The sequence below is a fragment of the Mycobacteroides chelonae genome (genome assembly GCF_016767715.1).
In the GTDB taxonomy this organism is placed as follows: Bacteria; Actinomycetota; Actinomycetes; order Mycobacteriales; family Mycobacteriaceae; genus Mycobacterium; species Mycobacterium gwanakae.
In genome coordinates this window covers 2537364-2555413 of the sequence record NZ_CP050145.1, presented here as the reverse complement: position 1 = coordinate 2555413, position 18050 = coordinate 2537364, and the positions used below count along the sequence as shown (strand labels likewise).

18 protein-coding genes and 2 pseudogenes are annotated in these 18050 nt (G+C 62.5%); 12 read left to right on the top strand and 8 right to left on the bottom strand.

All coding sequences use genetic code 11. The features are described from left to right. Positions 1–236 precede the first annotated feature (236 nt). Entirely contained in the window at positions 237–752 is a 516-nt protein-coding gene (locus HBA99_RS12535) for a flavin reductase family protein (protein ID WP_070924113.1), read from the bottom strand. 109 nt (positions 753–861) lie between these two features. Between HBA99_RS12535 and HBA99_RS12530 the strand changes: the two are divergent. After that, a pseudogene (locus HBA99_RS12530) lies at positions 862–3250 on the top strand (phosphoketolase family protein). A gap of 4 nt (positions 3251–3254) precedes the next feature. Here HBA99_RS12530 and HBA99_RS12525 read toward each other — a convergent pair. The 3 genes and pseudogenes from HBA99_RS12525 to HBA99_RS12515 all read right to left on the bottom strand — a co-directional run bounded on the left by HBA99_RS12525 (position 3255) and on the right by HBA99_RS12515 (position 4758). Then, positions 3255–3922, bottom strand: a pseudogene (locus HBA99_RS12525) (hypothetical protein). 63 nt (positions 3923–3985) lie between these two features. Beyond that, a complete protein-coding gene (locus HBA99_RS12520) occupies positions 3986–4249 on the bottom strand; it encodes a YdeI/OmpD-associated family protein (RefSeq protein WP_070952491.1) in 264 nt (87 codons plus the stop codon). Then, complete coding sequence (locus HBA99_RS12515; protein ID WP_081346412.1) at positions 4246–4758, bottom strand: hypothetical protein; 513 nt, start codon at positions 4756–4758, stop codon at positions 4246–4248. The genes HBA99_RS12520 and HBA99_RS12515 overlap by 4 nt, the downstream gene beginning before the upstream one ends. A 67-nt stretch (positions 4759–4825) precedes the next feature. Here HBA99_RS12515 and HBA99_RS12510 point away from each other — a divergent pair, with 67 nt between their 5' ends. Genes HBA99_RS12510 through HBA99_RS12500 form a run of 3 tightly spaced genes read left to right on the top strand, consistent with a single transcriptional unit; the run spans position 4826 to position 7973 of the window. Continuing rightward, complete coding sequence (locus HBA99_RS12510) at positions 4826–5827, top strand: alpha/beta fold hydrolase (RefSeq protein WP_070917698.1); 1002 nt, start codon at positions 4826–4828, stop codon at positions 5825–5827. A gap of 58 nt (positions 5828–5885) precedes the next feature. Further along, a complete protein-coding gene (locus HBA99_RS12505; protein WP_070952490.1) occupies positions 5886–7298 on the top strand; it encodes an Hsp70 family protein in 1413 nt (470 codons plus the stop codon). 57 nt (positions 7299–7355) lie between these two features. Next, positions 7356–7973: a DUF1345 domain-containing protein gene (locus HBA99_RS12500; RefSeq protein WP_070952489.1), complete on the top strand. Its 618-nt coding sequence runs from the start codon at positions 7356–7358 to the stop codon at positions 7971–7973. A 2-nt stretch (positions 7974–7975) separates the two neighbouring features. Here the strand turns inward: HBA99_RS12500 and HBA99_RS12495 are convergent, their stop codons facing one another. Both HBA99_RS12495 and HBA99_RS12490 read right to left on the bottom strand, forming a co-directional pair. Beyond that, a complete protein-coding gene (locus HBA99_RS12495; protein WP_070952488.1) occupies positions 7976–9115 on the bottom strand; it encodes an acyl-CoA dehydrogenase family protein in 1140 nt (379 codons plus the stop codon). 21 nt (positions 9116–9136) lie between these two features. Further along, entirely contained in the window at positions 9137–10366 is a 1230-nt protein-coding gene (locus HBA99_RS12490) for an acyl-CoA dehydrogenase family protein (RefSeq protein ID WP_070949662.1), read from the bottom strand. Between the two features lie 573 nt (positions 10367–10939). Here HBA99_RS12490 and HBA99_RS12485 point away from each other — a divergent pair. From HBA99_RS12485 to HBA99_RS12455, 7 genes are all read left to right on the top strand, one after another. Next, the gene (locus HBA99_RS12485) at positions 10940–11185 is read left to right on the top strand and encodes a hypothetical protein (RefSeq protein WP_165615254.1); all 246 of its coding nucleotides are present in this window, start codon (positions 10940–10942) and stop codon (positions 11183–11185) included. A 161-nt stretch (positions 11186–11346) separates the two neighbouring features. Next, a complete protein-coding gene (locus tag HBA99_RS12480) occupies positions 11347–12162 on the top strand; it encodes a hypothetical protein (RefSeq protein WP_234798107.1) in 816 nt (271 codons plus the stop codon). Next, on the top strand, positions 12159–12434 hold the full coding sequence (locus HBA99_RS12475; RefSeq protein WP_057967753.1) for a hypothetical protein: 276 nt from the start codon (positions 12159–12161) through the stop codon (positions 12432–12434). Before HBA99_RS12480 ends, HBA99_RS12475 begins: the two co-directional genes overlap by 4 nt. A gap of 152 nt (positions 12435–12586) precedes the next feature. Then, the gene (locus HBA99_RS12470; protein ID WP_044105676.1) at positions 12587–13213 is read left to right on the top strand and encodes a TetR/AcrR family transcriptional regulator; all 627 of its coding nucleotides are present in this window, start codon (positions 12587–12589) and stop codon (positions 13211–13213) included. 207 nt (positions 13214–13420) lie between these two features. Then, on the top strand, positions 13421–13696 hold the full coding sequence (locus HBA99_RS12465) for a hypothetical protein (protein WP_057967782.1): 276 nt from the start codon (positions 13421–13423) through the stop codon (positions 13694–13696). A gap of 85 nt (positions 13697–13781) precedes the next feature. Then, positions 13782–14588 carry an aminoglycoside 6-adenylyltransferase gene (locus HBA99_RS12460; protein WP_070952487.1) on the top strand — a complete coding sequence of 269 codons (807 nt, stop codon included), beginning with the start codon at positions 13782–13784 and terminating at the stop codon, positions 14586–14588. Positions 14589–14632: 44 nt separating this feature from the next. Then, on the top strand, positions 14633–14998 hold the full coding sequence (locus HBA99_RS12455) for an RNA-binding S4 domain-containing protein (RefSeq protein ID WP_030097877.1): 366 nt from the start codon (positions 14633–14635) through the stop codon (positions 14996–14998). A 4-nt stretch (positions 14999–15002) separates the two neighbouring features. Here the strand turns inward: HBA99_RS12455 and HBA99_RS12450 are convergent, their stop codons facing one another. Next, positions 15003–16619: a diflavin oxidoreductase gene (locus HBA99_RS12450; protein ID WP_070930857.1), complete on the bottom strand. Its 1617-nt coding sequence runs from the start codon at positions 16617–16619 to the stop codon at positions 15003–15005. 133 nt (positions 16620–16752) lie between these two features. On the opposite strand from HBA99_RS12450, the gene HBA99_RS12445 reads away from it, so the two are divergent. Next, on the top strand, positions 16753–17529 hold the full coding sequence (locus HBA99_RS12445) for a hypothetical protein (RefSeq protein WP_070930858.1): 777 nt from the start codon (positions 16753–16755) through the stop codon (positions 17527–17529). Here HBA99_RS12445 and HBA99_RS12440 read toward each other — a convergent pair. Beyond that, entirely contained in the window at positions 17499–18047 is a 549-nt protein-coding gene (locus tag HBA99_RS12440) for a DUF1802 family protein (RefSeq protein WP_070930859.1), read from the bottom strand. The two genes, HBA99_RS12445 and HBA99_RS12440, sit on opposite strands and share 31 nt — an antisense overlap. Between the last annotated feature and the right edge of the window lie 3 nt (positions 18048–18050).

Genomic DNA, 18050 nt, shown 5'->3' with positions numbered 1-18050 from the left:
ACGTCGGCGAGCTGCGCGTGCATTCAATGGCGGGCCGCTGCCAGCGGGCCCCGTCCTCTCATGCGGACCATATGCGCCACATCTGCTTCCCCCACACTAAGCGGATATTCCGATAGGCACCACCCTATGGCGAATCCACGCGTACCGGACCGCGCGCCGATCAGCAGCAGGGTTCGGGCGTCGCTTCGCTGACTTCTTCTCGGGGAGTGGATATTTGGTATGAGAAGCCGCGCTTCTCAGGCTTCGTGGCCGGGGGTGAGCCCCGTGACATCGCTGAACGTTACGTAGCCATGCGACTCGTCGGGCCGCATGAGGGCGACGGGTGAGAGCACGTGGCCGATGTGATCGCCGAGTGTGATGCGCGCCAGGATCTCGCCCACGAACCAGGCCGAGGATTGGTCGAGTATCGCTGCGCCATGCGGACCCAGATGCCAGGCACACCTCGCGAACTTGTCAACGTTGTCCCCGGTCTCTTCGCCAAAAAGGCGTACCAGCTCGCCCTCTGCCGGAGGTATCACGTGGACTGCCAGATGGCTGGCGGCCTGCGAAACCCGCCACGTGTGGTTCTGTTCCGACAGCCCGACAAGAAACAGCGGTGGATTCACGCTGATCTGCGTCGCGAATCCGACCAGGCAACCCGAAGGTCCATCGGTTCCCTGCACAGTCACGACGTACATCGGGTGATCCAGTTGGCCCATGAGGTTGGTGAAATCTGCCTGCACCTCGGAGTCCGACGAAGCTGCACTCTCCATTCCCACCTCCGATCCACGGCTACATCCAATAGTCCTACCCGTTTGGCGCTATGGGAAACGGGTAGGCAAGCGGTGACGTACGACTGGCCACGAGAGACGGAGTAGTTTTGTGCCGAGTGTGATAGCAAGAGCGCCGCTGTCCGACCAGGAGCTCAGTCAGATCGACTCCTACTGGCGAGCAGCCAACTATCTGTCGGTTGGCCAGATATATTTGCTGGATAATCCCCTGCTGCGCGAACCACTCACCGCTAGCCATATCAAGCCCCGCCTGCTGGGCCACTGGGGCACCACCCCCGGGCTCAACATCATCTATGCACACCTCAATCGAATTATCCGCCAAAGGGATACCAACGTTATGCTGATTACCGGGCCGGGGCACGGAGGACCGGGCGTCGTCGCCAATACCTACCTCGATGGCAGCTACAGCCATTTCTATCCGCACATCGATCAGAGCTTCGAGGGTATGCGAAAGCTATTCAGGCAGTTCTCTTTTCCTGGCGGTATTCCCAGTCATACGGCACCTGAGACTCCCGGATCGATCCATGAGGGCGGCGAGCTCGGATACGCGCTCGCCCACGCCTACGGAGCGGCCTTCGACAACCCGGATTTGGTGGTCGCGTGCGTCATTGGGGACGGGGAAGCAGAGACGGGCCCATTGGCGGCCAGTTGGCACTCGAACAAGTTCCTGAACCCGACCACGGATGGTGCGGTCTTGCCCATACTGCATCTGAACGGTTATAAGATCGCGAATCCGACGGTGCTGGAACGAATTCCGCAGGAAGATCTCCATTCGCTGCTGAGCGGGTACGGCCACGATCCCTGCATGGTGAGCGGCGACGACCCCGCCGAGGTTCACCAGCAATTGGCCTCCGCATTCGACTGGGCGTTTGGCCGCATCGCGGACATTCAGGAGGATTTCCGTCGGGAACAGACGGTACGCCTTCCCCGTTGGCCGCTCATTGTCCTGCATACACCCAAGGGGTGGACCGGCCCGAAGATGGTCGAGGACGTGCCCGTGGAAGGGACGTGGCGGTCGCATCAGGTTCCCCTCGCCGAATGCCGTACCAATCCTTCGCAATTGGCTCAGCTTGCGGACTGGATGGAGAGCTATTGTCCGCACGAGCTGTTCGACGACCACGGGGCGCTACGCCCAGGGGTCGCCGAGCTTGCCCCCCCATGGCCCGAAGGCGATCGGGCGTAACTCACATGCCAATGGGGGCTCGTTGGCGCGTGACCTCGACCTTCCGGACGTGGATCGCTACGCCGTGGCCACAGGACGACCCGGGACAGTGAACGCGGAGGCCACGAAGGTTCTGGGCTCGTACCTTCGCGATGTCATCGAACGTAACCCGATGAGTTTCCGTCTGATGGGGCCCGATGAGACCGCTTCCAACCAGTTGTCGGCGGTCTATGAAAGCAGCGACAAAGCATGGCTGGCGCGTACCGAGTCAACAGATGAACACTTGGCGCCCGCGGGCAGGGTCATGGAAGTACTCTCCGAACATCTCTGCCAAGGATGGTTGGAGGGATATCTACTTACCGGAAGACACGGCGTCTTCAACTGTTACGAAGCCTTCGCCCATATCATCGACTCGATGCTCAACCAGCATGTTAAATGGCTGTCGAGCAGCGCTCAGATCCCCTGGCGGCACACCATCCCTTCGCTGAATTACCTACTAACTTCGCATGTCTGGCGTCAGGACCATAACGGCGCGTCCCATCAGGACCCGGGTTTCATCGACCATGTGGCCAACAAGCGGCCCGAAGTGGTGCGCGTCTATCTTCCTCCCGATGCCAACACCCTCCTCGCAGTCGCCGATCACTGTCTGCGCAGCCGCCATTGCGTCAATGTCGTGGTGGCGGGCAAGCAGCCGGCATTGACTTACATGGAAATGGATACCGCGCGGGCGCATTGCGCACGAGGGCTGGGAATCTGGGATTGGGCAGGTAATACCTCGGACGAACCGGATGTCGTACTGGCCTGTGCCGGGGATGTACCCACCTTGGAAACTCTGGCCGCCGCCGACATCCTCCGGCGGCGACTGCCCGAACTTGCATTCCGCGTGATCAATGTCGTGGACATCATGCGACTACAACCTGATTCCGAGCATCCGCATGGCATGTCGCACAGCGACTTCGATGCACTCTTCACGCCGGACAAACCGATCATTTTCGCCTATCACGGCTATCCGTGGTTGATCCATCGGCTCGCCTATCGACACACCAACCATGACCGGATGCACGTCCGCGGGTTCAAGGATCGCGGCACCACTACCACTCCGTTTGACATGGTGATGCTCAACGACCTGGACCGCTTCCACCTGGTCATGGATGTGATCGACAGAGTCGACGGAATGGATGGCCGGGCAGCGAACCTTCGACAGGACATGGTCGATGCCCGTATCGCAGCCCGTCGATACACCCGAGAGCACGGCCGCGATGATCCCGCCATCGCAGACTGGGTATGGGAACACGAACTGGACTTCGTGGCCGAATAGAAACTCACAGCCTGCTAGCGCGGCGGATGAGTTGGTAAGTCGCCTTGTCCAGGATTGCCTCGGCCACTTCGGTTTTCTTGTGCGCTGCGCGCCGGACTGCCGCCCCGATTGTCCGTCCGTGCTCGTAACTCAACACCACACGCGGGTCGACGTACGCATCGCGGGCGACGGCAGCGGTATTACCCAAGGCTGTACCGACATCTTTCATGACAGTCGATGCCACTTTGGCGCGCTGTTTTGGGTCTGCGGCGGACGTCGCCTTTGCAAAACCAACCGTCGCCAGCACCGTCGCATGCCAGGTGCGCAGATCCTTCACGCTGAGTTCGTTGCCCACCAAATCCCTGAAGTGATCGTTCAGATCTCCGGAATGAATCTCTTGGCGCCCAGAACCGTTACGGTACTGCAGAAGACGATGTGATCCGTCGTTGATCCGGAGCAGAGCCCGGACTGACGCCTGCCCGCGGTGTCCTTTCCGACTGCCTGTATGTGTCCATTGGGATGCGGGCTGATCCATACCTGTTTCCACGCAGGTGGAATGACGAGCGACTTGATTCGACGCAGTGTCTGCTCATCGGTTAACAGGTCGCCATTGACGGCGTAGTACGCAAACCCCCCACCCCGCCGTTTTCGCGCGAAGCCGGGTGCGGCCGGCGTGCTCCGGCGTAAACGCATAGCGACCTCCCAATGACCTTGAGTGAGCGCAATACCCGCCGAGCCACTGGTCTACACGCCTGATTACTTACCGGTGCGCTCGCGGTGCTTGCATCCGGGCCAACAACACGGCCGTCGCTTTCCTTCTTCGAGCTCCTCCTGGGTCCGCCGAATCCGGCGTTCCCGCGTCGCGTCCTGCTTGGCATCCTCCACCCAGCAGATGAACTCATTGCGACCCAGCGGGGTGATGTCCCGCCATAAGGCCAGGGCCGTGGGGTTCCCGATCAGTGCGGTGCGTAAGTCTGCGGGCAACGTGTGCACTACCCCACCAGGCACCTGCTTGCTCATGGGGCAGGGCTGCCCTGGCCCGGAGCCGCGGGTTCATAGCCGGGCGGCGCGGGATCCTTCAACGAGGTATATCCGGGTGGTAGCGGCGGCCCCGAGGGTGCCGGTGCATAGGGGTCCCTGATCCTTCCCGGATTCGAAGACTCTGGAGCATTTGTCGAGATGTATCCCGGCGGCAGCTGCGGAGCGGGACCCGCACCATCGGGCCGTCCGGTAACGCCTTCGGGAGTATCGAGTGGACCGTCGTGGGCTTGATGCCACAGGTCGCGGATGGTCCCCAACGGACCGCTCGACCCCGAGCCGTAGGTCGGGTTCGCGATCTCGGGAACCCCCGGTTGAGCCGGTGGCGGAGGTGGAGGCCCCAGGGGGCCGGTGGCAGCTGCTGCCGCATCCGGAGTCGAGGGTCCCGGTGCAGGTCCGGGCACCCCGGGATCCGCGATGGCGGGGACCGACAGGGTTAGCGTGGCACCGGCGACGATTACGCCAGCGACAAACAGCTTGGCTGCGTCCATCGGCTCATCGTCGCATAGTCGTTCTGCAGCCGCTGGTCAGTGATGCCGGATGATTAGGCTCCCCCACATGATCAGCAGACGCGGATTTTCCACAATGGCGCTCGCTGCGGCGGTCGGCGCGACGGCCCTCGGGGCATGCTCGAACGGTGCCCGTGTCGACGCGACGCGACCGCGCACACAGTTCCCTGCGCTCAAACAGATCGACGCGGGCCCGCTCAACGTCGGGTACGTCGATGAGGGCCCACCCGATGGACCACCGGTGATTCTGCTGCACGGTTGGCCCTATGACATTCACAGCTATCTGGACGTGGTGCCGCTTCTGACCGCCAAAGGATTCCGGGTTCTGGTCCCCTATCTGCGCGGATACGGCAGTACCCGCTTCAGGTCCGCCGACACCGTGCGCAACGGTCAACAAGCCGCACTTGCCAGCGATGTCATCGACTTCATGGACGCGCTGAAGATCCCGTCGGCCATCCTCGGCGGATTCGACTGGGGTGCCCGCAACGCCGACATCGTGGCCGCGATCTGGCCCGAGCGTGTCAAGGCACTCGTCGCGGTCAGCGGTTACATCATCGTGAACCTCGAAGCCAACCAGCAGCCGCTGCCGCCACAGGCGGAACTTGGCTGGTGGTACCAGTACTACTTCTCCACCAACCGTGGCCTGCGGGGATATCGGCAGAACACTCGCGACTTCAACAAGCTCATCTGGCACAACGCCTCACCGACATGGAACTTCGACGACACCACCTATGACCGCTCGGCCGGCGCCTTCGACAACCCCGACCATGTCGACATCGTCATACACAACTATCGGTGGCGGCTCGGGCTGGCCAAGGGCGAACCACGCTACGACGCCGTCGAGTCCAAGCTGGCGGCCAAGCCAACCATCGGCGTGCCAACCATCACGATCGGTAGCGATTTCGACGGGCCGGCCAAGGACGGGGCAACCTACCGGAAGATGTTCACGGGCAAGTACTCCCACCGGATCCTGGACGGGATCGGCCACAACGTCCCGCAGGAGGCGCCCAAGGATTTCGCCGCCGCGATCATCGATGCGAACGCCCTTTAGGTTCTCCACGAAGGGCACCCGCCTAGAATCACAAATGGAACAGGCGAACAGGTAGGGAATGAACTCACTCGGAATGTCGATCGGGGCTACACAGCTGGTCGCCACCGACGGCAACCCTGACGGCGTTCCTGTCGTGCGGGCATCGATGCTCACCTTGCATGACGATCGGCCCTCCGAGGTCGGCATCCCGAAGGAGCCTGGCCTGGGTCTGACCGGATTTGTCGATCGCGTCGGAGATCCCGTCGGAATCGTGGGTGCTGACGGATCGGTGCACAGCGCCGATTGGGTCATGGCAGAAGCCATCCGGGTCATGATCGCCGACGCTGCGGTGGTGGCCAGTTTCGAGACTCCCCCGGCGCTCGCGGCCGCCATCCCCGCGCATTGGGGCGCGCAGTCCATCGCCGCGTTGCGCGCCGCCATCGACAAAGTGCCTGCCCTGGCGCCAGGCGGGCGGCCGATGAAGCTGGTGCCGGATGCGCGCGCGGCATTGGTGAGCCTGCGCGATCGCGTCCCCAATCACGGAGTGGTTGTCGTCTGTGATCTGGGCGGAACGGGCACAAGCATCACATTGGCCGACGCCACAAGCAATTTCGAGCCCGTCGGCGAGACTGTTCGTCATCGCGACTTCTCCGGACAACGTATCGACCAGGAACTCCTGGCCCAGGTCCTTACCGGCCTCGACCAGGATCCGGACGGCACCGCATCGTTGGGTGCCTTGACCCGCCTGCGTGAACGGTGTCGCGCGGCCAAGGAGCATCTGTCTACCGATACGACCACCGTGGTTCCCGTCGAGCTTCCCGGCCTCACCGCCGATGTGCGGCTCACCCGCAGCGAGCTGGAAGACCGGATCCGAGGCCCGCTAGCCGCGTTGATCACAACCATCCAAGAAACTCTGGAACGCAACAACATTCCTTCCGCTGGCGTCAGTACCGTCCTCACCATCGGGGGCGGCGCCGGCATTCCTCTTGTGACTCAGCAGCTTTCCGAACGATTGCGATGCCCGATCATCGCCGCACCACAGCCCCAGCTCGCCGCCGCATTCGGGGCCGCCGTCATGGCCGGTCAACCAGACGAGACACCATCGCTCGAAGCGACCATGATGCGGCCGGTGCCGACGGGCGAGGAAACCGCGAAAAGCCCGGCATCCAAGCCCATCGACACCGTCGAGTCCGATAGCTTTGCCTGGTCCCAAGCCGATACTTCCCCGGAACTGCAGGAGTATCAGGACTACTCGACGCCGGTCACCGCCGCTCGCCCCGAGGTGACCTTCAGCCCCGGACCGGGCGACTACCGTGACACCGACCGGATGCGCTGGTTCCAGCGACCGTTCCTGTGGTTTCTTGCCGCCGCAGTGTTCTCGGCGGCCATATTCACCGCACTATTCATCGCGTGGCAGGACCGCGACGACGCACCGTCACCGAGTAACCGCACGTCGACCACGACGACGGCGACCAGCACACCCCATCCCTAGCCGCGAATGTTGGCTTAGGCCAGCCGCTGCGAGCTAGACGATACGAGCGGGAGAGTCATGACCGGCACCAGACGATTCTGGATCGCACTCGTGGTGGGGTTGGCAGCCGGCATCCTGACGTGGACGCTGCTGCAGCGTTGGCAAGTTGCCCTGCTCGCGGTGGTGATCGTCGCCGCGGCCATCAGTGTCGGGTGGGCGCTGATCGTCTTGTGGCCCATGGATCCAGAGCAGACGCGTGCGCGTGCGAGCAGTGAGGACATGGACGACGAGCTCGGCGATGTGGCGATGCTGCTGATACTGGTGGCCAGCCTGTCGGCAATCGGAATACTTCTGATCTCTGCCAATGACGAGGACAAGGGCATCTACGCGGGCCTGTGCATAGGAGCGATACTGACCGTGTGGGCGATGCTGCACACGATCTACGCCGCCCGCTATGCGCGGATCTATTACCAGGACGCCCCCGGTGGAATCGACTTCAATTCCACCGTGCCGCCACGCTACGTCGACTTCTACTACTTCTCCTTCAATCTCGGCATGACATATCAGGTCTCTGACACCGCCGTCACCGAGTCGCACATCCGCGACGTGGTCTTGAAACACTGTCTTTTCAGCTACGTCTACGGCACCGTAATCATCGCGTGCACGATCAATCTGGTGATCAATCTCGTCGGATAGATTTAGCCGCGCGCGTGCTGATACCGCGTCGTGTGGAAATCCCGGTTGCCGAATTCCGACTCAATCACGGTAAGACGCTTGAAGTAATGTCCGATGGCGAGCTCCTCGGTCATACCCATGCCGCCATGCAGCTGAACCGCCTCCTGCCCCACCAGCCTGGCCGCACGCGCGATGGTCGCCTTGGCGGCCGACACCGCCCGGGTACGGCGTGCGCCGTCGAGATTGAGCGAGGCCAGGTACGAGGCCGCGACCGCCTGCTCGACCTCGATATGCATATTCACCATGCGGTGCTGCAGCGCTTGGAAATTAGAGATCGCCACACCAAACTGCTGACGCTGCTTGGTGTATTCGACGGTGTCGGAAAGGACCTTGCGCAGCATCCCCACCGCCTCGGCCACGGTGGCGGCTGTGGCCTCGTCGAGTGCGGCATCGATCAGCGGCCACGCCTCGTCCACCTCCGAGATGCGCGCCGAATCCGGCACGCGCAGGCCGGATATCACCAGATCGCTGGCGTGATGGTCATCGATCGTCCGGTAGTGGTGTACGTCCATCCCCGATGGCGGATCGGCGGGATCGAACGGTATCGCGAATAGTGTGAGACCCGCGGTGTCGGCCGCATCACCGGAGGTCCGCGCGGTGATGATCAGATGGGTCGCGATCGGTGCGTCACTGACCACGATCTTTTCCCCGTCGAGCAACCAGTGCTGTCCATCACGGCGCGCGGTGGTCCGCACGGAATGGAATGCCTGGCCGGAAGTTGGTTCCAGGGCCGCAAATCCGGTGACAACATCGCCGGACGCGATTCCGCCAACGAGTTCTGCGGCAAGGTCAGTGCTCGAGCGCCGCAGCAGCCCGCCACCAAGAACCACGGTGCCGATGAATGGCTCGACCACCAGATGCTGCCCGAGCACCTCGGCGATGACAAGAACTTCCTCCGCGCCGCCACCCAAACCACCGCGCTCCTCAGGCAGTGGCGCGGCGAGGATGCCGAGTTCCTCGGCAAAGGACTTCCACACCTGCGGCTGCCAGCCGACATCCGAGCGCGCCGCACGTCGGCTGGTGTCCAGGGCATAGCGGTTGGACAGGAAGTCCGAGACAGAGTTCTTGAGGAGTTGCTGTTCGTCGGTCAGATTGAAATCCATGGTGATGTTCGCTCTTGTCTGTCAGAGACCCAGCTGGGCCTTGGCGAGGATGTTGCGTTGAATCTCGTTGGAACCGGCATAAATTGATCCAGCCCGATCATTGAAATAGTGCAGCGGTGCCACCGCCTGCCATAGCTCACCGCTGTGGTACCCATCGGCGGGCGGGGTGTACTCGACCACCGGGCCGCCCGGCTTCGTGACATGGGGCTGATACACACGACCGCGCGGACCGGCGGCCTCCAGCGTGAGCGTGGTCAACGCTTGAGAGAGTTCGGTGCCAAGGATTTTCAGCATCGACGAGGCCGTGCCGGGGTTACCGCCACCGGCGACAACCGCGAGCACGCGGTGCTCAAGAACTTCCAACACGTCGACACGAATCGCAAGGTCGGCAAGCTTGGCGCGGAACAAGGGATCTGCTGCCAGGGTGCCGTTCTCGGTGGGTGCTGATTGGGCTGCAGCGGTCAACTGATCGAGACCCACCTGCAGCATGGGTGCCACTGCCCCACCACCGCGCTCGAACTCGAGAAGATACTTCGCGACAGTCCACCCCTCGTCGATCTCACCGAGGACATTCGCTTTGGGCACTCGCACGTTGTCGAAGAAGACAACGTTCTGCACCTCCTCCCCCGAGCTCATCACCAGTGGCTTGACGTCGATTCCGGGCGAGGTGAAGTCGATGAGGATGAAGGTGATACCGAGCTGCTTCTTTGGGCCTTTGGTGGTGCGAACGAGAGCAAACATCCAATTCGCCTCGCGTGCATGGGTTGTCCAGATCTTGGAGCCGTTCAGAATGAAGTCGTCACCATCGGCGACGGCCGACATCTGCAACGACGCCAGGTCCGAGCCGGATTCCGGTTCGCTGTATCCCTGACAGAAGAACACCTCGCCAGTCAGGATGCGGGGCAGGAAGAAGTCTTTCTGCTCCTGGGTGCCGAACTTGACGATAGCGTGCGCAACCATCCGAATACCCATGGGCGACAGAGCCGGCGCCCCGGCAATCATCGACTCGACCGCGAAGATGTAATGCTGCGCAACGGTCCAGGGCTGACCACCGTACTTCACCGGCCAGGCCGGCGCGGCCCACCCCTTCTCATGCAGGATCGCCTGCCATTGCAGGCTCGCCTCATGGTCGCTGTACACACTCGTTTGCAGGCGCCCGGCCGAACGCAGGTCCTCCGTGAGGTTCTCTTCCAGGAACTCCCGAACCTCGGTGCGGAATTGTTCTTCCTCTGCCGAGAAGGCCAGGTCCATGTGCACTCCGTTGCGTCGAGTCGGTGATGTGAAGGCGATGAATCGCATTAATCTGGATGCAAGCGCATTCAGATTAATGCGCGTCGGCTCCCCGGGCAACACCGGCTCCTGCAAGTGCGTTTCACCACAGCGTCGGACAACATGACGACCACACCCACTCCCGTGGCCGTCGTTTTTGTTGACAGAACGACCAGGATCGTCCACACACATCCGGACCGATATGGCGGGAAACGGGGCCAAAGCCCCAAGCGGAACCGACGTCTAGTGGCGGGCCGAAGTGGACGTTGCCCCGTCCTCGATTGACTGGCCACCACTGGATGGATGTGGCCACCTCCGGATAGTGACTGCAATCGCCAAAATCTATCAAATTACTTGTACTGCAACATGTTTCAATCAATTTGCCCGCCGCTTACGTTGCGTCCACGGGTAGAGATTCATTGTTTCTTTCGATGTAGAAGGGTGTCATGAGCGGATATCGCTTTTGTGTGAATGTGGTGACGGCCAGCTTTCTAGCCACAGCCGGAGCTGCTGGGTGGTTGGGTTTGGCTGCGACGGCTGCGGCAGATCCGGGTAGTGGCAACAGTTCGCATGATTCAGGCGGGTCGCACAGCTCTGCTGCTGGGTCGCACGGCCCTGGTAGTTCGCGACCTGGTGGCTCTGGGGCTTCAGGATCAGCTGGGGCCAGGCCCGGCCATGAGTCAAAGACTCCCCGTGCTGCAGGGAATTCGCCAACACAGCACGGTGGCGGCACCCAAGGCGGTCACACCGGCACGAAGTCTTCTGGCGGCACCGATGCGCCTGGACATTCGACGGCGATAAAGCCGAAGGCCCCGCCCAGCCCGCATTCGGCAGATTCGCCGTCCACGGCGACCAAAGATGTCGCCGGCGGCGGCGTTCCGACCAAAGAGAAGCGAGCACTAACAGATCCCAAGCCAGGTACACCCGAGACCGCACGAGTATCCGGCGCCGGAGGCAACGGCGTGGGTCCCGAAGCTGATCACAAACCCGGCGGTAAGCCAGCGAGCACGCAACCGGGGCACGCTGTCAAGACTCGCGAAGACGGTTCAAAAGCGTTACGCCCCCCGCACGTAGAGGGTCACAAAGAAGGTGATCGTGCAGACGCCAAGGGCGAACAGCGCCCTTCGCCCAGTACGAATGGCGAATGGAGGTCCCACAGCAGTGGAGCTTCACTCAACTCTGAGCAGAACACCGCGGCCAACAAGTTTCTGGAACAGGCACGGCGGGCCGAACCCCTTATCACCCAATCCCTCCGAGGCATCGTTGACAATGCGCCGGGCAGTCAGCTCACAGGTCTGGCAAAGCGGCTCAAGACAGAAGAATCATTCAAACGGAAGCTCTACACGTCCATCGTGACGACTCCGAATCTGAGCACTGCCGAGCACCTTGCGGATATGAAGGATTCTGTGAGATACACCGTGCAATCGCCCCATGAGCTTTACACCGCGAACACACAGCGGGCGATTGATCGCCTGGTCGCGGAAGGCTACGAGCCTGTCAAGTTCAAGAACACATGGGACAAGCCGGGTTATCAAGGCATCAATAGCTTCTGGCGCGAACCGACAACGGGGCATACCTTTGAAGTCCAGTTCCACACGCCCGCGAGCTTCGATACCAAGACGCAGGCGCACTCCCTATATGAGGAAGAACGCCTTCCTAGTACCTCACCGCAGCGGGCCAATGAACTGCAGCAGAAACTGAATCACGCGTTCGACGCGGTCCCACGCCCGAGTGGCAGCTCGTCGATATCTCTACCGCCGAACGGAAAACGTAAATGAGTAAGACACCAGTCACCTTCTACGCGCTTTTGGCTGGTGGTCGCACACCAGAAAACCCAGCAGGAATTGTCAGGCGGGTCCACACAGACCCTCCCATCGACGAGGCCTTCGGCCGGGACCTGGAGTGGCACCCCACCGAGTACATACGCCGCTACTACCTCGGACACAACGATGTAGATCACGTCGAAATCGACGAAGGTTCCGCTAAGTCAGTCCTCGACAGATGGCGTATCGAGTGGGCCGAACAGGACGGAGCGGGCGGCGCTCGTTAGCCCGGACTCCAGAAGACGACTCGACAAGCGCACGCCGTACGTGACCGAAGAGTGCCGACAAGGCTCATATCGGTCACGTACGGCATGGCGCCGATTTTGCCGTGACTGGCAGAGCCTGAACCGGCAACACCGGCTCCTGCAAGACTGGTCGGGTGTCATCCCCCGCCGGTCGCTCCTACAGCGGCCTACCTGCCGACGAACGCCTGGCCCGGCGTCGGCAGCAGCTGCTGGAAGCGGGGCTGGACATCCTCGGCGCCCCGGAAGGACCCGGCGACCTCACCCTGCGCGCGGTCTGTCAGCGGTCCGGCCTGGCGCAACGCTATTTCTACGAAAGCTTTGCCGACAAGGACGAATTCGCCGTCGCGATCTTCGATTGGGCAGTTGAGGGGCTTGCCTCGACGGTCGAGGCCGAGGTGGCCGCGGCACCACCGCGCCTGCAGGTCAGAGCAGGTATCACCAGCGTGGTGCGCGTCATCAACGCCGACCGGCGCATCGGACAGCTGCTGTACAGCCCCAGCCAGGTCAACCCGGTACTGGTCCGCAAGAGGTTCGAAGCCACCGCGATGTTCGTCTCGCTGTTCGCCCAGCACCTACGCGACTGGTTCCGTCGCGACGATCAGGGCAACCTGCCCGTGCTGGCCCATTTCATCATCGGGGGCGTGGGCCAGGCCGTCGCGGCGTGGCTGCATCAGGACGTCGCGGTCGGTGAGGACGAGCTGATCGAGCAGCTCGTCGAGATGCTGCTCGCCCACGGTCCCGAACGCTCCGCGCAACTCTGAATAGCTCACGGATCAGACCTATACCCGTACCCGGCGACGGTATTCTGAGTATTAACTGAGCTCACCATGAGAGCTTCCTGATTTCCCCCTGATCGATGTAGACAGTTCCTCTGAAAATGATATATGCATAGATAGCCATGAATTGACACGCCGCGAAACGCGGCGAGACAGATTAGCTGGATTTTCGACGTGCAGAGAGGCATGGATATGAACGTGTTGACGGCAGTGGGTTCGGCAATGACCCTCGGGATCGTGACACTGATCGGGGCGCCGGCCGCTGCGGCTGCACCGGAACCCCCACCGGTGTGTTACGCGAACCAGCCCAGTGTCAGCGCCACCGAGTTTGACCCGTGCCTGGCGCCGGGTGACATCGAGTACCAGCAAGGCGCCCATCAGCCGACCTACGACGGCGCCAATCCGTTGACACCACCCGGTGTGAACCCGTTCGTGCCGGACGGCACCAATAAGAACAACGCCGGCTAGCGGGCAACGCGACGCGCCGGACACACCTGCCAGACACGCGGAAAAGCCCTTGAGAACAGCGGCTCCGCGAGCCAAGGATGTAGGCGTGAATTACGGTGAGGTGCTTGAGAAGTTGGTCGCGTGGGCCGCTGAGACAGACGCCGTCCGGGCGGTCATTGTCACCGGATCCGCGGCCAACGGGGATGATCACGTCCTATCGGATCGGGATATCGAGCTGTACGCGCCCGATCCCGATGACCTAGCGGACGACGATTCCTGGTGGTCGGACTTGGGTGAGGTCCTCGTGGTCGAGCGCCTAGAAGACGAAGACACCGGGTACCCCACCCGGCTGATCTATTACGCGGGCGGCAAGCTCGACTTCACCCTGGTGCCTGCCGAAGATCTGGTCACCGCGCGGCACGACAGACCCTTTCTGGTCCTTCTCGACAAAGACGATCTCGCGCCGGACCCGGAGTCGGTGGGCGCGCCCGAGGGTGCGCTACCGGACGAGGAGGAGTTCGAGGAGTGTCTGCACTGGGGTTACGCCGCGGCGTTGATGTGTGCGAAATCGATAGTGCGCGAGGAACTCTGGTCGGCCAAGCTACGTGACCAGGACCTCAAGGAGGAACTGCTGCGGGTCATCGAGTGGGATCACACCGTGAGACATGGCACCGCTCATGACACCAGATATCTGGGCTCGCGGATGAGCAGCTGGATGGACTCGGACATCCGCGAGGAGCTCAACGGGTGCTGGGGCCATTTCGATGCTGTCGACACCCTCAACGCCTTGCGACGGACCGTTGACCTGTTCGCACGCCTGTCCGTGCGCACGGCCACCGCCCTCGGCTTCCCACCGTTCGATCACGAACGGCTGCAGCGCGAGATCGAGCGGATCCTGTCACTGCGCGTCTAGAAGGTTGTGGAAGTTCGGCACCAGGACACCTCATGATGGAGGGCATGGAATCCTCCCGCGTCGATCGGTGGCTGTGGGCGGTCCGGTTGACAAAAACCAGGCCGGACGCCGCCGCGGCATGCCGAGGCGGACATGTGCGAATCAACGATCGACCGGCGAAGCCGTCGACGACCGTGTCCCCCGGCGACGAGGTTCGCGCTCGGGTCGGTGACACCACGCGAGTCGTGAAGGTGGTGCGGGTAATCCAGAAACGGGTTGGCGCCGTCGATGCGGTGACCTGTTATCTCGACCGAACACCTGCACAGCCCGCTGTCCCACCGGTACTGGTCGCCGCGCGTGATCGTGGTGCCGGGCGGCCGACCAAACGGGACCGGCGAGTGCTCGACAAGTGGCTTGCGGGTCGGGAATGAACCGTCAGTAAACGTCGCGCACGTACCGATGGTTCTTGATGAGATCGTTGACGTACGCATGGGCACCAGCGGCGTCCATCCCCCCGCAGCGAGCAACGATCTCATGCAAGGTGGCGTCTACGTCCTTGGCCATATGGTCGGCGTCGCCACACACATACAGGTACGCACCATCCTGCAACCAGGCGAACAACTCCGCCGCGTTCTCCGACATGCAGTGCTGGACATACCGTTTCGGTTCCCCCTCAGCACCGTCACGGGAGAACGCGAGATCGAGGCGGGTCAGCGCGCCCGAATCCACGAAGCCCTGTAGTTCCTCCCCATAGAGGAAACTAGTGGCGCGGCGCCGGTCTCCGAAGAACAGCCATGAACGCCCCGAGGCGCCCGTGGCCTGCCGCTCCTGCAGGAAACCGCGGAACGGAGCAATACCGGTGCCCGGACCGACCATGATGATGGGTACGTCGGCCGCCGGTAGCCGGAACGTGTGGTTGGGGCGCAGATGCACCCGCATCGTCTGTCCACGATCTGCCAGGAAGGTCGATGCCACTCCGCCATAGGTGCGTTCGGCATCGGTGTACCGGATGGTCGCCACGGTCAAGTGCACGCTGTCGGGATGGATGAGAGGACTCGAGGCGATGGAGTAGTCGCGGAACTGAAGCGGCCGTAAGTTGTCCACTAGCTCGTCAACGGTCAACTCCCCCAACCTGATCAGGTCGAGGACATCTTTCCCGTACAACCAGGAACCCGGCGCGGGCACGACATCGCCGCCCAGGGCCACGACAGCGTCAGTGTCATCTGTTCGGGTAGCCACCAGACCGCGAAGGGTGCGTGAGGGAGTACGGATCTCCAGGTGATCTGAGAGCAGCTCACCAAGGGGCTCGTCGTGACCGGTCACCCGATGATCGGCGTCTACGCCGAGTTCGGCAAGTATCGCCGCGACAAGGGCAGGGTCGTTGCTCGCGTGCACGGCAATCGAATCACCTGCCTCATAGGAGATTCCGGAGCCGGTGAGGTCCACTTCATAGTGGCGCACTTCTTTGTCGGATTCGGTGGTGGTGAGCAGCCGGTTGACGAGCAATCGGGCCTCGACAGGTTCGTTGCGGTCGCGTTTGGGCTGTGTGGGGGTCTCGGTCACGGCTGCCGGCGTGGAGGCATCGCTCTGGCCCGCGGACAGGCGCTTGACGAGGTCGGTGGTCCATTCCTTCGAGGGCTGCAGATACGGCCCATCCACATCGACGCGGTCGGTGAGCTTCACCGCGCCGAGCGCCTCCAAACGTTGATCGAGCAGCAGACCCGCGTTGCAGAAGAACTCGTAACTGCTGTCACCCAGCGCCAGCACCGCGTAACTCAGGTGCTCCAGCCGGCCTGCCGCCTCGGCGCTGATCGCCTCCCAGAACAGCAGTGCGTTGTCGGTGAACTCGCCATCGCCGAATGTCGACACCACCGCGACGAAATGCGATGCCGACTGCAAGTCCGCGACATCAATCTGGTTGAGCTCGATCGCCTCGGATTTGATTCCGGTGGCCTCTTCCAGCGCCTCGGAGAACGACATCGCAGCGTCCTCGGCGTTGCCCATATCGGTGCCATAGCCGACGATCAACGAAAAATCCGGCTGGGCGGTCACAGCACTCCCTCACTCGCGCGCGGGGCTGCTCCCCAGCGCTGGGTGAGGGCGACCTTACTTTGACGCGCAACGCCGTGGGGATCTCCCCCTCTCTTTTCCCGGTACCGCACCTCTGACCGGCTAACATCCGAAGGTGGCCTGGCTGGATACCTGGTGGCAGTACGACGTGGTGGACGGTTACAAAGGTCCCTTGCTGCTCGGCTTCGTGGCGTTCGTGGTGACCTTCGTGGTGACGCGCACCATTACCCGGCTCATCCGTGACGGGCGGGGCCCGTTTCACAACATCTCCGGTGGCGGCGTCCACATCCACCATTCCGTGCCGGGCGTGATCCTGTTGATCGTCGGGGGGTTCACAGCGCTCGGCTCTCCGCCGTTGTCGGTGTGGACATACTTCGCCGGTCTACTGGTGGGGATCGGCGCATCGCTGGTGCTCGACGAGTTCGCGATGATCTTCCATCTGGAGGACGTCTACTGGTCCAACGAAGGTCAGCTTTCGGTCGATATGGTCACGCTTGCCACCGCCTGCATCGGTCTGGCTGCGGTCGGTGTCTCGCCGCTCAATGTGGATGGCCTGACCGGCGTCATCGCCATCGCTCGCGGGGTCGCGGTGATGCTGCTGCTGGTACACCTGGGGCTGGTGGCGCTCACCGCCCTCAAAGGCAAGTACCCCACCGCGATGATCGGCATTTTCATCGCCCCCATCGCCTGGTGGGCGGCGGTTCGCCTGGCCCGCCCGACATCCCCGTGGGCGCGGTGGCGCTACTCGCCGGAGAAGCTCGAACGAGCGCGGCAGCGGGCCCTGGTGTTCGACCGCCGGTGGGGTCCGGTACGCCGGCGATGGCTCGACGCTATCGGTGGGACACCAACCCCCGAGCTCCCTCACGCACCTACAGACTCGCGGACCCGCTGAGCGACCTCGGCAAGTGTTCCTTCCGTGTGCACCGGTGTGCCCCACCGCGGGTTGACCTCGAGCTGCACCCAGCTGGTGCAGCCGACATGCCCGTCGTCACGGGGAATTCTCACAGGCGTGACCAACGGGTACGCACGCACCACCAAGACTGTCAGCCGGTGTTTGGGCCGGAAATCCACGCGGTCCTCACGAATGGATTCGGCTGTCCAGATATGCAGCGACGCAATCTCTTCGAGCGCCTCGGCCCGAGTGACCTCGATTGCGGCGACAACCTCGGCCCCGGCTCGCACCACTACGTCGGTTTCGGTGCTATCGGCGGCGGCACGCTCGAGTACGTCATGGTGTTCCGGTCGCACCCGTTCGGCGTGGCCGTGCACGATCGTCGGGAAGAGCAGGAACCGGGAATCGGCGAGCGTGAAACGCTTCTCGTGAATTCCGCCCTTGCGCAGCAGAATCTGCTGTCGGCCGTCGAGCAGCGCATGCACCGCCGCACTCCATTCCTTCAGCGCGGTGGTCACATA

Excerpts from the sequence above, each read along its gene's own strand:
- HBA99_RS12535 (WP_070924113.1), bottom strand. The coding sequence starts at position 752 with ATGGAGAGTGCAGCTTCGTCGGACTCCGAGGTGCAGGCAGATTTCACC.
- HBA99_RS12520 (WP_070952491.1), bottom strand. The coding sequence starts at position 4,249 with ATGAGCAAGCAGGTGCCTGGTGGGGTAGTGCACACGTTGCCCGCAGAC.
- HBA99_RS12515 (WP_081346412.1), bottom strand. The coding sequence starts at position 4,758 with ATGGACGCAGCCAAGCTGTTTGTCGCTGGCGTAATCGTCGCCGGTGCC.
- HBA99_RS12510 (WP_070917698.1), top strand. The coding sequence starts at position 4,826 with ATGATCAGCAGACGCGGATTTTCCACAATGGCGCTCGCTGCGGCGGTC.
- HBA99_RS12505 (WP_070952490.1), top strand. The coding sequence starts at position 5,886 with ATGAACTCACTCGGAATGTCGATCGGGGCTACACAGCTGGTCGCCACC.
- HBA99_RS12500 (WP_070952489.1), top strand. The coding sequence starts at position 7,356 with ATGACCGGCACCAGACGATTCTGGATCGCACTCGTGGTGGGGTTGGCA.
- HBA99_RS12495 (WP_070952488.1), bottom strand. The coding sequence starts at position 9,115 with ATGGATTTCAATCTGACCGACGAACAGCAACTCCTCAAGAACTCTGTC.
- HBA99_RS12490 (WP_070949662.1), bottom strand. The coding sequence starts at position 10,366 with ATGGACCTGGCCTTCTCGGCAGAGGAAGAACAATTCCGCACCGAGGTT.
- HBA99_RS12475 (WP_057967753.1), top strand. The coding sequence starts at position 12,159 with ATGAGTAAGACACCAGTCACCTTCTACGCGCTTTTGGCTGGTGGTCGC.
- HBA99_RS12465 (WP_057967782.1), top strand. The coding sequence starts at position 13,421 with ATGAACGTGTTGACGGCAGTGGGTTCGGCAATGACCCTCGGGATCGTG.
- HBA99_RS12455 (WP_030097877.1), top strand. The coding sequence starts at position 14,633 with ATGGAATCCTCCCGCGTCGATCGGTGGCTGTGGGCGGTCCGGTTGACA.